This is a genomic window from Pseudomonas sp. AA-38 (assembly GCF_029457475.1).
GTDB lineage: Bacteria > Pseudomonadota > Gammaproteobacteria > Pseudomonadales > Pseudomonadaceae > Aquipseudomonas.
In genome coordinates this window covers 1,379,197-1,391,805 of the sequence record NZ_CP120359.1, presented here as the reverse complement: position 1 = coordinate 1,391,805, position 12,609 = coordinate 1,379,197, and the positions used below count along the sequence as shown (strand labels likewise).

12 protein-coding genes are annotated in these 12,609 nt (G+C 61.9%); 11 read left to right on the top strand and 1 reads right to left on the bottom strand.

The annotated features are described in order from the left end of the window. Window positions 1-7 precede the first annotated feature (7 nt). The 11 genes from minD to lpcA all read left to right on the top strand — a co-directional run bounded on the left by minD (window position 8) and on the right by lpcA (window position 11,528). Window positions 8-823, top strand: coding sequence for a septum site-determining protein MinD (minD, locus tag PVE35_RS06345; RefSeq protein WP_268182161.1), 816 nt, complete (start codon window positions 8-10; stop codon window positions 821-823). Further along, window positions 820-1,074, top strand: coding sequence for a cell division topological specificity factor MinE (gene minE / locus PVE35_RS06340; RefSeq protein ID WP_159970531.1), 255 nt, complete (start codon window positions 820-822; stop codon window positions 1,072-1,074). Before minD ends, minE begins: the two co-directional genes overlap by 4 nt. 142 nt (window positions 1,075-1,216) lie before the next feature. After that, the gene (locus PVE35_RS06335) at window positions 1,217-1,852 is read left to right on the top strand and encodes an RluA family pseudouridine synthase (protein ID WP_277374156.1); all 636 of its coding nucleotides are present in this window, start codon (window positions 1,217-1,219) and stop codon (window positions 1,850-1,852) included. A 256-nt stretch (window positions 1,853-2,108) separates the two neighbouring features. Beyond that, the gene (locus PVE35_RS06330; protein ID WP_277374155.1) at window positions 2,109-2,813 is read left to right on the top strand and encodes an ABC transporter ATP-binding protein; all 705 of its coding nucleotides are present in this window, start codon (window positions 2,109-2,111) and stop codon (window positions 2,811-2,813) included. Further along, on the top strand, window positions 2,810-4,024 hold the full coding sequence (locus PVE35_RS06325) for an ABC transporter permease (RefSeq protein ID WP_268182154.1): 1,215 nt from the start codon (window positions 2,810-2,812) through the stop codon (window positions 4,022-4,024). Before PVE35_RS06330 ends, PVE35_RS06325 begins: the two co-directional genes overlap by 4 nt. Then, window positions 4,017-5,501, top strand: coding sequence for a TolC family protein (locus tag PVE35_RS06320; RefSeq protein ID WP_277374154.1), 1,485 nt, complete (start codon window positions 4,017-4,019; stop codon window positions 5,499-5,501). The genes PVE35_RS06325 and PVE35_RS06320 overlap by 8 nt, the downstream gene beginning before the upstream one ends. Next, a complete protein-coding gene (locus PVE35_RS06315; protein WP_277374153.1) occupies window positions 5,491-6,756 on the top strand; it encodes an efflux RND transporter periplasmic adaptor subunit in 1,266 nt (421 codons plus the stop codon). Before PVE35_RS06320 ends, PVE35_RS06315 begins: the two co-directional genes overlap by 11 nt. A 606-nt stretch (window positions 6,757-7,362) precedes the next feature. Then, the gene (praB, locus tag PVE35_RS06310; RefSeq protein WP_268182149.1) at window positions 7,363-7,881 is read left to right on the top strand and encodes an alkane oxidation protein activator PraB; all 519 of its coding nucleotides are present in this window, start codon (window positions 7,363-7,365) and stop codon (window positions 7,879-7,881) included. A gap of 98 nt (window positions 7,882-7,979) precedes the next feature. Beyond that, on the top strand, window positions 7,980-9,455 hold the full coding sequence (locus tag PVE35_RS06305) for an outer membrane protein transport protein (protein WP_277374152.1): 1,476 nt from the start codon (window positions 7,980-7,982) through the stop codon (window positions 9,453-9,455). 179 nt (window positions 9,456-9,634) lie between these two features. After that, a complete protein-coding gene (locus PVE35_RS06300; RefSeq protein ID WP_277374151.1) occupies window positions 9,635-10,924 on the top strand; it encodes a M18 family aminopeptidase in 1,290 nt (429 codons plus the stop codon). A gap of 16 nt (window positions 10,925-10,940) precedes the next feature. Next, window positions 10,941-11,528, top strand: coding sequence for a D-sedoheptulose 7-phosphate isomerase (gene lpcA, locus PVE35_RS06295; RefSeq protein WP_268182143.1), 588 nt, complete (start codon window positions 10,941-10,943; stop codon window positions 11,526-11,528). 130 nt (window positions 11,529-11,658) lie between these two features. Here the strand turns inward: lpcA and PVE35_RS06290 are convergent, their stop codons facing one another. After that, entirely contained in the window at window positions 11,659-12,408 is a 750-nt protein-coding gene (locus tag PVE35_RS06290) for an AraC family transcriptional regulator (RefSeq protein ID WP_268182141.1), read from the bottom strand. Window positions 12,409-12,609 lie beyond the last annotated feature (201 nt).

The window sequence follows — 12,609 nt, the reverse complement described above, 5'->3', positions numbered from 1 at the left end:
AATCACCTTGGCCAAGATCCTCGTAGTCACTTCCGGCAAGGGTGGCGTCGGTAAAACCACCACCAGCGCTGCCATCGGTACCGGTCTCGCCCTGCGCGGGCACAAGACCGTCATTGTCGACTTCGACGTCGGCTTGCGTAACCTCGACCTGATCATGGGCTGCGAACGCCGCGTGGTGTACGACTTCGTCAATGTGGTCAACGGCGAAGCCACCCTGACCCAGGCCCTGATCAAGGACAAACGCCTGGAGAACCTCTACGTACTGGCCGCCAGCCAGACCCGCGACAAGGACGCCCTGACCCAGGAAGGTGTCGAGAAGGTCATCAATGAGCTGTCGCAGAACTTCGAGTACGTGGTCTGCGACTCGCCGGCCGGTATCGAGAAAGGCGCGCACCTGGCCATGTACTTCGCCGACGAGGCCATCGTCGTGACCAACCCGGAAGTGTCTTCGGTACGTGACTCCGACCGCATGCTCGGCCTGCTGGCCAGCAAGTCGCGCCGCGCCGAACAGGGCGGCGAGCCGATCAAGGAACACCTGCTGCTGACCCGCTACAACCCCGAGCGCGTCACCAAGGGCGAGATGCTCGGCGTCGAAGACGTCGAGGAAATCCTCGCCATCCGCCTGCTCGGCGTGATCCCCGAATCCCAGGCCGTGCTCAAGGCCTCCAACCAGGGCATTCCGGTCATCCTTGATGACCAGAGCGATGCCGGCCAGGCCTACAGCGATGCCGTCGACCGCCTGCTCGGCAAGGACATGCCACACCGCTTCCTGGATGTGAAGAAACAGGGCTTCCTGCAACGCCTGTTTGGAGGTCGAGAATGAATATTTTCGACTTCTTGCGTTCGCGCAAGAAGGAAACTACCGCATCCATCGCCAAGGAACGCCTGCAGATCATCGTCGCCCACGAGCGTGGCCAGCGCACCCAGCCGGATTACCTGCCAGCCCTGCAGAAGGAACTGGTCGAGGTGATTCGCAAGTACGTCAACATCGATCAGAAGGACGTGCAGGTGGCACTGGAAGATCAGGGCAGTTGCTCGATTCTGGAACTCAACATCACCCTGCCCGATCGCTGATCGAGCAGGGTGACGCTCACGGCGGCTTCGGCCGCCGTGTTCGTTTGTAGCAACACGCACCTGTAGGAGCGGATTCCTCCGCGAAGCGTCTACAGGCCAAAAGCATCGCGAATGAATTCGCTCCTACACCAGCCCACACACCATGCCGCTGAGCCAGATCGAAATACTCCACCAGGACGCCGCCCTGCTGGTGATCAACAAACCCACCCTGCTGCTGTCGGTGCCCGGCCGCGCCGATGACAACAAGGATTGCCTGGTCACCCGCCTGCAGGAAAATGGCTACCCCGAAGCGCGCATCGTCCATCGGCTGGACTGGGAAACCTCCGGCATCATCGTCCTCGCCCGCGACGCCGACAGCCACCGCGAGCTGTCCCGGCAGTTCCACGACCGCGAAACCGAGAAGGCCTACACCGCGCTGTGCTGGGGTCAGCCACAGGCCGATAGCGGCAGCATCGACCTACCGCTGCGCTACGACCCGCCGACCAAGCCACGCCACGTGGTCGATCACGAACTGGGCAAGCACGCCCTGACCCACTGGCGCATCATCGAACGCTGCGGCGACTGGTGCCGGGTCGAACTCACCCCCATCACCGGCCGTTCGCACCAGTTGCGCGTGCATATGCTGTCCATCGGCCATCCGTTGCTGGGCGATCGCCTCTATGCCCATGACCAGGCCCTGGCCGCACATGAGCGTCTGTGCCTGCACGCCAGCATGCTCGCCCTGACCCACCCGCAAACGGGTGAGCGCCTGCGCTTCGAGTGCCCGGCACCGTTCTGATCCTCCCGATTACTCCAGAGCATTGCCCACCCACCTCATCAGGATTGTGTGGGCGTCGGTAACACCTACCCCGCAAACCAGAAGAAAGTTGGCTACCCAGGTCAGCCAGCACTGCCAATCCTGAAGTTGGCACGGCTGGTTCCTCCACTCCTTGGAGAAGCCTGACCAACCTTTGGCAGGCTGCCGTATAGGCGCTGCAGGCCTGAAGAGACCATGCCAGCCGGTACATCGACGTGGACGCAGGTAGTGCATAGGGATGTTCGAGAACAACGATGAAGCGCGGCTCATCCAGTTGCAGCACATCGGCAGGTGCTATCGGCTGGCCGACAGGACGCTGCCGGTCCTGCAAGACGTCAACCTGGTCATCGAACGGGGAGAAAGCTGCGCCCTAATCGGCCGCTCCGGCTCGGGCAAGAGCACCCTGCTCAACGTTCTGGGCTTGCTCGACCGTCCCGATACAGGGAGTTACCACATCAATGGCACGGACATCGCCCAGGCCAGCACGGACGACCTGGCTGCGCTGCGCAATCGCCTGATCGGTTTCGTGTTCCAGAGCTTCAATCTGCTGCCTCGGCTCAGTGCGCTGGATAACGTCGCCCTGCCCCTCACCTATCGCGGTATCCCGCCAAAGCAGGCACGTGTGCAGGCACACGCCATGCTCGAACAGGTCGGCCTGGCAGAACGCGGCGACCACCGCCCCGCCAGCCTGTCGGGCGGCCAACGGCAGCGCGTCGCCATCGCCCGTGCGCTGATCGGCAATCCCGCGCTGATCCTCGCCGACGAGCCGACCGGCAACCTGGATGCCGCCACAGCCCAGGAGATCATGAAGCTGCTGATTGACCTCAACAGCCGTCAGGGTGTCACGCTGATCGTGGTCACCCATGACCCGGATATCGCCAGCCGCCTGGCACGTCAGATCGAAGTGCGCCAAGGGCAGCTATACGAGTCGACCCAGCGATGATCGCCGTGATACCGGAAACGGGCGGCCCGACTGTCAGGCAGATCCTGCTCGAAGCCATTGGCAGCCTGCGCACACTGGGCAAACGCGCCTTGCTGGCCCTGCTGGGTATCGTCATGGGCAGTTGTTCGGTGGTCGCCCTGCTCAATATCGGTGGCAATGCCGCGACACAATCGCTGGCGATCTTCCGCAACCTGGGCAGCAACACCCTGATCTTGCAATTACCCCCACAGGCGCAGGGGCAAGACGGCCTGCCCCTACGCCTGGATGTCGACACGCTGCGCCAGGAAACGCCTGCCATCGCCAGCCTGGCGCCGCTGATGAGCTACGGTGCCCCTGCGATATTCAATGGCCAGCAAAGCAATGCCAACATCATCGCCACCACCCCTGAGCTGTTCGAGGCGGCACGCCTGCCCATCGAGGCAGGTCGCGCACTGTCGAGCTTCGATCGCCGAGAAACCTATGCCGTGATCGGTGCATCGCTGGCCCAGGCGCTGAGCCAGCCCAACGCTCCACTCGGGCTTGGCGACCGCTTGCGCCTGCATGCCTATCAGTTTCAGATCGTCGGCATACTCAAGCAGGAAGCCCCTGGCCTGTTGCTGCCGTTCAATGCCAACGAAACCCTTTTCATTCCACTCGAAGGCATGCCACGCCTCGACCCCCATGCTCACCTGAGCCATGTGGTGGCCCGCGCCAAGAGCGCCGAACAGGTGCCGCTGGCCGGGGAGCAGCTAAGTGCAGCGGTCACTCGCCGCCTTGTGGGTAGCAGCCAACCCACTCTTTCCTATGCACAGCAGATTCTCGAAGGCATGCAGCAGCAAAGCAGAACCTTCACCTACCTGCTCGCCGCCCTTGGCCTGGTTTCCCTGCTGGGTGGTGGAGTGGGGGTGATGAACGTGATGCTCATGAACGTCAACGAGCGCCGCCGGGAGATCGGCATACGCCTGGCCTTGGGGGCACGCCAACGCGACATCCGCAACCTGTTCCTGGTCGAAGCGCTAGCACTGACCAGCATCGGCGCGCTGTTCGGTGCCACGCTGGGGGTGGCGGGCGCATGGGGCTACGCCCAAGTCTCGGGTTGGGCATTCTCGCTGGAACCGGGAGCGCTACCACTGGGGCTCGGCAGCACCCTGCTGGTCGGCCTGTTCTTCGGCCTGCATCCGGCGATGACCGCCTCACGCCTGCAACCGGTGGAGGCCTTGCGTGATGAATGAACGGCTGGTAGTTGCCGTGCTCCTGGTCATGGCATGCGCTCCGTCCCAGGCAGCACGAGAGCAACCGCTGAGCCCTTCGGCCCCCAGCATGCCGGCCCCAGCAAGCCCGGTTCTGCTCAGCGAGCAAATGGCGGACTTGTCCCTGCTCGATGCCGTCTTTCTCGGGCTGCGTAACAACCGCTCGATCAAGAGCGCCTATCTGTGGCGGATCGCCGACAAGTTCGACCTGCGGGTAGCTGAAGACGCCTTCAGCCCCAAGCTATATCTGTCCAGCAGCTACCGCGCTGCTCGCGGCCATGATGATCGTGAGCGCAGCGCTCAGCTCGGCGCGACAACCACGCTGCTGGGCGAGTACGGCACGCGCATCAGCCTTGGCTGGAACAAGTACCACAGCGAAGCCGACATGGCTGGCTGGCGGCGCAACGACGGCGTCGACTTCAGCATCATCCAGCCACTGTTACGCGGCGGTGGACGAGAGGTCACCACGGCCCCGCTGCGGCTCGCCCGCCTCACCGAGCAGGCCAATCGTCTCGGGCTCAAGGCCAGCATTGCGCAGACCGTCTCAGCGATCATCTATGCCTATCGCGACCTGCTACGTGCTCAGGAGCAACTGCGCATCGCCAAGGCCGCCTTGCAGCGCTCGCGGGAGTTGCTGGAGGTCAACCGCGCCATGATCCAGGCCGGGCGCATGGCAGAGTTCGATGCCGTGCAGACCGAAGCCAGCCTGGCCAGCCAGGAACTCGGCGTGGAAGAGGCGGCTAACCTGGTGGACACCAGCCGGCTCGAACTGTTGCGCCTGCTCGCGCTGGATCTCTCCTCGCCCGTGCGGGCGACCGACACCCTGCAGGCAGAGGCGATAGAGATCGACCCCGAGCAGGCCATACGCCTGGCCGAACATCAGCAACCCGACTATTTACGCCAACTGATCCAGCGCCAGCAGGCGGACATCAACCTGCTGCTCGCCAAGGATCAGAGCAAGTGGGATCTCTCCGTCGAGATTGGCGCCAGTCAGGCACGCGACCGTTATGGCTCCCCCTACGACAACGGTGCCCAGAGAAGCTGGGATAGCTATGCCGGGCTGCGCCTGGACATTCCCATCGGCGACCTGAGCCGACGCCAGGGCGAAGTCAGTGCGCGGGTCAACGTCGAGGATCAGCAACTGCAACTCGAGGAGGCTCGGCAAGCACTGATCCGCAACGTCAAGGATGTGGTGCGTGACCTCGGCACGCGCTGGCGGCAATACGAGATCGCCCAGCGCGGCGTGGAGCTGTCCCAGCGCAAACTGGCGATCGAACGGGACAAGCTGGCCGCCGGACGTTCCAGCAACTTTCAGGTACTCAGTTTCGAGAACGACCTGCAGAGCGCCGAGAACGCCCGTCTCAACGCCCTGATCGCCTACCTCAACGCACAGACGCAACTGGATCTGACCCTGGGCATGACGCTGGAAAGCTGGGAGATCATCATCAATGACCATTGAACTGACGCACCGGCGCGGGCTGCGCCTGGCGTTGGCCGCCCTCGCCCTGCTGCTCGGCACGGCCGCTACCTTTTTCTTTCAACCTCGCTCAGGCGCTAGCGCCGAACCCAGCTCCGGCCACTGGCTGGCAGTGCAACCCAGTCTTCTGGAACATCGCATCGGCCTGGTCGGACGCATCGAGCCAGAACGAACTCTCACCATCAGCGCCCCCTTCAACGGCAATGTCGCGAACCTCTTCGTCGAACCGGGGCAGCGCGTGGCCAAAGGCGAGCGCTTGCTGGAAATGGATGCCAGCGAGTTGGAAATGCAGGTACGCGACGCCCTGTCCACCTTGCTCAAGGCACGCCGCAACGTGCGAGAACTGCAGGACTGGGAAAACGGCCAGGAAGTCAGTCGCGCCCGCCGCGCGTTGCGCAGCGTGCAGATGAGCCTGGACGGCAACGAGCAGAAACTCAAGGAAACCCAGGCCCTGCACGAAAAGGGCATCGTGCCTCGTAACGAGCTGGAAGACCTGCTGCGCCAGACCCGTCTCCAACGCCTCGACCTGCGCGCGGCACAAGCCGAGCTGGAAAGCGCGCTCCAGCGTGGCCAAGGCGAGTACCGGCAGATCGCCGAAATGGAATTGACCAATGCCGAGGTCAAGCATCAGGCCCTCAAGCAACAACTGGCAGCACGTGAAATAAGGGCGCCGTTTTCCGGCATCGTCGTGCAAGCCCCAGGCATCAGCGCCGAAGAAGCAGCCAGAGGCCCACTGCAGGTTGGCAGCCGCGTCAGCCAGGGGCAACCGCTGTTCGGTCTAGCCAGTATCGAGGGGCTGAGCGTTATTGCGCGTGTTGCCGAACTCGACGTCAACCAGCTCCAGGAAGGCCAGGCGGTGGAGGTCACCGGCGACGGCTTCGAGGGTCAGCAGTTGCACGGCAGCGTCAAGGTGGTGGGCGGGCAGGCGCTCAGCGGCGCCTCCAGCGGCAGTTCGCAATTCGAGGTGGTAGTAGCCATTCCCGCCCTGAATGAAGCGCAGATGCGTCGAGTCAGACTCGGGATGAGCGCCAAGCTGAGCATCCTCACCTACCGTAACGCCAAAGCGCTGGTGGTGCCGGCCGCTGCTTTGCAGCAAGACGGACAACACTGGCGCATCGACTACCGGAGCACGCCGCAGCAGCCCATGAGGCAGGTCGAAGTCGAAACTGGCCGCTCGATGCCCGAGGGCGTGGAGGTTTTCGGTCTGGAACCTGGCTATGTCCGAGTGCCGGACTGATGGCACAAAGCCCCGCCCCCCATCCATTGGTATGGCAAGGAAACAGCGAATGAGTACGTTCTTCCCAAATTCCCATATTTGACCGAACGATCAGAGTCCCTCCCATCCTTGGCTGGGGTTTCCTTTCGCCTGAGAGGATTACCTTAGATAGCAGATATCGAAACAGCTCATCCGCAGATATTCGATCTGCGCTCTTTGAACTGCCTCGACTCAACTGCCACATCATGGAGCTTGAATCAGATGGACTTGCTCACCGACAAACTTTTCATCCTTTCCCATTTCCTGTCGAGCCGATATTTCTTCGTGCTGCGCACAGGTCATCCATTTATTTCTTCGGCCAGTCGCCGCTGAAGAAATAACAACACACTACTCGATATAGGGATTAGGCAGCTCACCGCTTGCCTGCAAGACAGTTCATTGCCTGCATAACGGTATATCCCTGTTAACAGGGTGCCACCCGCATTCAATGAACTGTACGCCCCATGACTGACTTGAACCACGAGTGCAATCATCGGGGTAATACAGGGCTGTATAGAGAAAGTCGAATTTTTGTTGTGCATCTCGTAACAGCCAGACATACAACAACTCTCTGTTAGTGAGGAAACAATGAAAAACCATAAACTGCTTAGCGCTATGGGTGCCCTGGTAATCGGCCTGGGTGTATCGAGCGCGGCCTCGGCTGCCACCATCACCGGCTCCAGCTTCACCGCAACGGGCACCATTGCCGTTTCCGGGCCGTCGTCTTTCGGTGCCACGGTGAACTGCAACGTCACCTTCAATGGCAGCGTGGATGCTGGCGGTGCCACCGCCAGCATCACCGGCGTCAGCGTCAGCGGCAGCTCGCTGTGCGCCCAGGCGAACATCACTGGCCTGCCCTGGACGCTGACCCCGACCACCAGTTCCGATGGCGGTAATACCTGGGCCGGCACCGTTTCCGGCGTCGGTTTCACCATTGCCGGTGCTCCGCCCTTTATCCCGGCATCCAACTGCGCGGGCCCAAGCACCATCAACGCGCAATGGATCAACTCCAGCACCACCCTGCGCATCACCTCCGCCCAGTCCCTGGCCGGGGGCTGCACTCTGCGCTCGCTGAACGTCACGGCACCGGGCATTTCGGTCAACTGATCGAGTAGCCGAAAGAAGTAATAACCCGCGTGCTTATTAGAATATTCGACGAGCGCGCGGGTTATCGAACAATAAGTTCTCCTTATTAGAGATCAGCCATGCGAAACAACAATAAAGCACTTCCTGCCATACCCCATCGAGCCCTCTGCCTGGCAACTCTGGCCGGCTCGCTAATTATCACTTCACAAGCCCATGCCGGCGCATTCGGCGTACCGACTTACGGCACCCCTGGCTGGGGCCGTGCATTCGCGGGTGGTTCGATGTGGGAGAACGATCCCAGCGCTGCCTTCAACAATCCAGCCGCCATGGCCTTTATCAATCAGAACATTGCCCAGGTATCCGTGCACCACGCACGTGTTAGTTTGAAGTTCAAAGGCAATGTTTATGACTATCAAGGCGGCTTGCGCTCGGATCGGGATTTTGAGCGTGATGCGGCTGGCAATCCGACAGGCGGCATCATCGATAATGGCGCCATTACCAATGACGGTGGCCAAGGCGGTTTCGCAGCAGTGCTGCCCACCAGTTTCCTGGTCATGCCGATCAATGACCGGCTGAGCTTCGGCTTGAGCCAGGTCGTGCCCATGGGGGCCAGAACGACCTGGGATCGCGACTGGAAAGGCCAGGATTTCGCCGTCGATACCAAGGTCGAAACGGTTGGTCTGACCGGCTCGTTGTCGTTCAAGGTCAACGACACCTTCGCGGTCGGTGGTGGCATCATCGTTCAGAACACCAAAGGCTTCATCAGTCAGAACATCGATATTCTGGCCGCCGCAGGCACACCCACGTCACAGCTGAATCTGCCCCTTCCCTCAGGTCTCAGCGATGCCCTGATCCGTATCAAGGTGGACAATACCTCCTTTGGCTGGTTTACCGGCGTCGCCTGGAAGCCCACCGATCGCGATACGCTGGGCCTCAATTACCATGCCCGCATTCGCAACAAGCTGGAGGGCAAGTACAGCTTCTATGCAGATGAGTTCTCCCAATCCCTCATGGACGATCCGTTCTTTGGGAGCGACCAGACAGCCGTCGAGCAGGCCTTTCCCGGCCTGAGCCTGAATTCAAATGGCGCCAATGCAAAATCCCGTCTGGATGTACCTGCCAGCGCCACACTGGACTGGGTACATGAGTTCAATGACCGCCTCTCCCTGGGAGCGAGCATCACCTGGACCGAGTGGTCATCGTTCAAGGATCTCAAACTGAAATCCAACGGCAACACCCTGGTGGCCATCCCCTATAACTACAGAGATAGCTGGATGTATGCGATTGGTGGCGACTACCGCGCCACCGATCAGCTTACCCTGCGTGCAGGTGTGGCCCTGGATCAGACGCCGACACGCAACTCCACCCGCGATGCGCGTATTCCCGACGGTGACCGCACCTTCGTCTCCTTCGGTGGCAGCTACCGTTTCGCTTCCGAGCCTAACCTGAGCATCGACGCGGCCTATTCCCGCCAGTTCGTCGACAAGGCACGCCTGCGCACCGTCAACCAGGATCGCCTGGGCGGCGCACGCATGGATGGCGAAGTGAAAGCCAGGGGGGATGTATTCAGCCTCTCCGCTACCTATAAATTCTGATTGGCCATCTTGGCCACTGCGGATACCGGCAGATTGAAGGGCTGTCGGTATCCGTTTTTTCTCCCTTTGGTTCCGCCTCACCTAGCCTGATCGCCACAGGCTATCCGCTCGATGCATGCAGCGTTCTGCCAAGAAAAGGCAAAAGCGTTACACTCGCGCCATCGTTGTCCGGAGTCCCTATGCGCGAAGAACTGATCCAAGGCCTGCTCGATTTTCTCAACGCCTCGCCGACCCCCTTTCATGCCACCAGCAGCCTGGCCATGCGCCTGGAAGCCGCTGGCTATCGTCATCTGGACGAACGCGCGCCCTGGCACCTCGACGCCGGTGGCCGCTACTACGTGACCCGCAACGACTCCTCGCTCATTGCCTTCAAACTGGGCAAACGCCCGGCCGTCGAGGGCGGCATTCGCCTGGTTGGCGCGCATACCGACAGCCCCTGCCTGCGCGTCAAGCCAAGCCCCGAACTGCAACGCCAGGGCTTCTTCCAGCTCGGCGTGGAAGTCTATGGCGGCGCCCTGCTTGCGCCCTGGTTCGACCGTGACCTGTCGCTGGCTGGCCGCGTGACCTACCGCCGCGACGGCAAGGTGGAGAGCCAACTGATCGACTTCTACCAGCCCATCGCCGTGATCCCCAGCCTGGCCATTCATCTCAACCGCGAGGCCAACCAGGGCTGGGCGATCAACCCGCAGAACGAGCTGCCGCCGATCCTGGCACAACTGGCCAGCAGCGAAACCGCCGATTTCCGCGCCCTGCTCGCCGAACAGCTAGCCATGGAGCACGACTTCAACCCGGATGCGGTGCTGGATTACGAGCTGAGCTTCTACGACACCCAGAGCGCCGCCATCGTCGGCCTCAACCAGGACTTCATCGCCAGTGCGCGCCTGGACAACCTGCTGTCCTGTTACGCCGGCCTGCAGGCGCTGATCGACTCGGACGACGAGGAAACCTGCGTGCTGGTCTGCACCGACCATGAAGAAGTGGGCTCCTGCTCCGCCTGCGGCGCCGATGGCCCCTTCCTCGAGCAGGTGCTGCGCCGCGTGCTGCCCGAGGGTGACGACTTCGTGCGCAGCATCCAGCGCTCGCTGCTGGTGTCGGCTGACAACGCCCACGGCGTGCACCCGAACTACGCCGACAAGCACGACGGCAACCACGGGCCCAAGCTCAATGCCGGCCCGGTGATCAAGATCAACAGCAACCAGCGCTACGCCACCAACAGCGAGACTGCCGGCTTCTTCCGCCATCTGTGCCTGGAGAACGAAGTGCCGGTGCAAAGCTTCGTGGTGCGCAGCGACATGGCCTGCGGCTCCACCATCGGCCCGATCACCGCCAGCCAGCTCGGCGTGCGCACGGTCGATATCGGCCTGCCCACCTTCGCCATGCACTCGATCCGCGAACTGGCCGGCAGCCATGACCTGGAACACCTGGTGAAGGTGCTGACGGCCTTCTACTCCAGCCCCGAACTCCCCTGAGGTTCTGAGACCTGCCATGATCGAACATATCCGCAACAGCCTGCAGGAAGCCCAGCGTGCGCTTGAGGCCTTCCTCGCCAACGAACAGACGCTGGGCAACATCCAGAAGGCCGCCGAGCTGCTGATCGAGAGCTTCGAGCACAAGGGCAAGGCCTTTTCCTGCGGCAACGGCGGCTCGATGTGCGACGCCATGCACTTCGCCGAGGAGCTGACCGGGCGCTACCGCAAGAACCGCCCCGGCATCGCCGCCGTGTCGATCAGCGACCCCAGCCACATCAGCTGCGTGGCCAACGACTTCGGTTATGACTTCATCTTCTCGCGCTACATCGAGTCGCACGGTCGCGAAGGTGACGTGCTGATCGCCCTCAGCACCAGCGGCAAGAGCCCCAACGTGGTCAAGGCCGCCGAAGCGGCCAAGGCCCTGGGCGTGAAGGTCATCGCCCTGACCGGCAAGCCGGGCTCGCTGCTGGAAAGCCTGGCCGACGTGTGCATCTGCGCCCCGGGCGGCGACTTCGCCGACCGCGTGCAGGAGCTGCACATCAAGACGCTGCATATCCTCATCGAGCTGATCGAGCGTAAGCTGAGCCCGCAGAACTACGCCTGAACACGTAGCCCGGATTGCATCCGGGCCACCTCGAGGCGGTGCGCACAGCGCACCCTACTTTCCTGTGCTCGTGAACAGCAGCGGCAAAGGCTTCGCGTGCAAAGCTTGCTCCTACGACAGCGGTATCGACTCAGGCGACGCGCAGGCGTTTCGGGGTCAGGCCCAGGTAGCGGCGCATGGCCGTGGTCAAGGCGCTCTGGCTGGAAAAGCCGCATTCCTCGGCGATCCGCACCAACGGCAGATTGCTCTCGCGCAGCATGCGCGCGGCGCGGTCGAGACGAGTCTTGAGCAGGTATTGATGGGGCGTGAGCCCTACGCTGTCCTTGAACTGGGCATGGAAATGACTGGGGCTCAGGCACATCACCTGGGCCAGTTCGGCCACGCTGATGCGCCGTGCCAGATGCTCGTCGATATAGCCATCCAGCCGCTGCAGATCCAGGGCTCCCTGCGGCGCCCGCTGCTGTTCACCGAACAGGCGCAGGTGCAAGGCCCGCAACAGCACGCCGCCAATGGAACGCGCCAGGATCGAGTCGCTACCATAGCGCTCCAGCTCAGCGCCGGCGTAGCTCAGCAGGTTCTGGAAATCTGCATCCAGGGCCGGGTAACAGGGCTTCTCGAACAGCCGCTGCAGCAGCTCCAGGTCTTCGCCGGGCGTGTCCTGTTCATCCAGATCGAGAATCAGCATGCGATTGTCGCCCATACCGGCGAACTGGTGAGCCTCATCCCCGGGCACCAGGCAGGCGCGCATCCGGCAAACCTCACCGCCGCGTCCACCGACCTCGAACTCGGCGCGGCCGGCCAGCGACATCACCAACTGATGATGATCATGGGCATGTTCATGGGCCTGTTCGTCCAGGCGAATCACTCGGGCTTGCAGCATGGCTAGGACTTGCGACGTGGAGCGAAGGTTGCAACTTTACTCCCTTTCGACAAAAAACGCCGCAACCCCTAAAAAACAAAAGTTGCACCTATAGCAACCCAAGCAATTCAAAACCTCGAATTTCTCTACAACTGGAGAATTGGAGCACTCAGCCCAATCCCATGTATTAGACTGCCGACACGCGGTCATGCATGCCATGAC

What these genes read in the sequence shown, in the direction of transcription:
- minE (WP_159970531.1), top strand. Translation starts at nt 820, where the DNA reads ATGAATATTTTCGACTTCTTGCGTTCGCGCAAGAAGGAAACTACCGCA.
- PVE35_RS06335 (WP_277374156.1), top strand. Translation starts at nt 1,217, where the DNA reads ATGCCGCTGAGCCAGATCGAAATACTCCACCAGGACGCCGCCCTGCTG.
- PVE35_RS06330 (WP_277374155.1), top strand. Translation starts at nt 2,109, where the DNA reads ATGTTCGAGAACAACGATGAAGCGCGGCTCATCCAGTTGCAGCACATC.
- PVE35_RS06325 (WP_268182154.1), top strand. Translation starts at nt 2,810, where the DNA reads ATGATCGCCGTGATACCGGAAACGGGCGGCCCGACTGTCAGGCAGATC.
- PVE35_RS06320 (WP_277374154.1), top strand. Translation starts at nt 4,017, where the DNA reads ATGAATGAACGGCTGGTAGTTGCCGTGCTCCTGGTCATGGCATGCGCT.
- PVE35_RS06315 (WP_277374153.1), top strand. Translation starts at nt 5,491, where the DNA reads ATGACCATTGAACTGACGCACCGGCGCGGGCTGCGCCTGGCGTTGGCC.
- praB (WP_268182149.1), top strand. Translation starts at nt 7,363, where the DNA reads ATGAAAAACCATAAACTGCTTAGCGCTATGGGTGCCCTGGTAATCGGC.
- PVE35_RS06305 (WP_277374152.1), top strand. Translation starts at nt 7,980, where the DNA reads ATGCGAAACAACAATAAAGCACTTCCTGCCATACCCCATCGAGCCCTC.
- PVE35_RS06300 (WP_277374151.1), top strand. Translation starts at nt 9,635, where the DNA reads ATGCGCGAAGAACTGATCCAAGGCCTGCTCGATTTTCTCAACGCCTCG.
- lpcA (WP_268182143.1), top strand. Translation starts at nt 10,941, where the DNA reads ATGATCGAACATATCCGCAACAGCCTGCAGGAAGCCCAGCGTGCGCTT.
- PVE35_RS06290 (WP_268182141.1), bottom strand. Translation starts at nt 12,408, where the DNA reads ATGCTGCAAGCCCGAGTGATTCGCCTGGACGAACAGGCCCATGAACAT.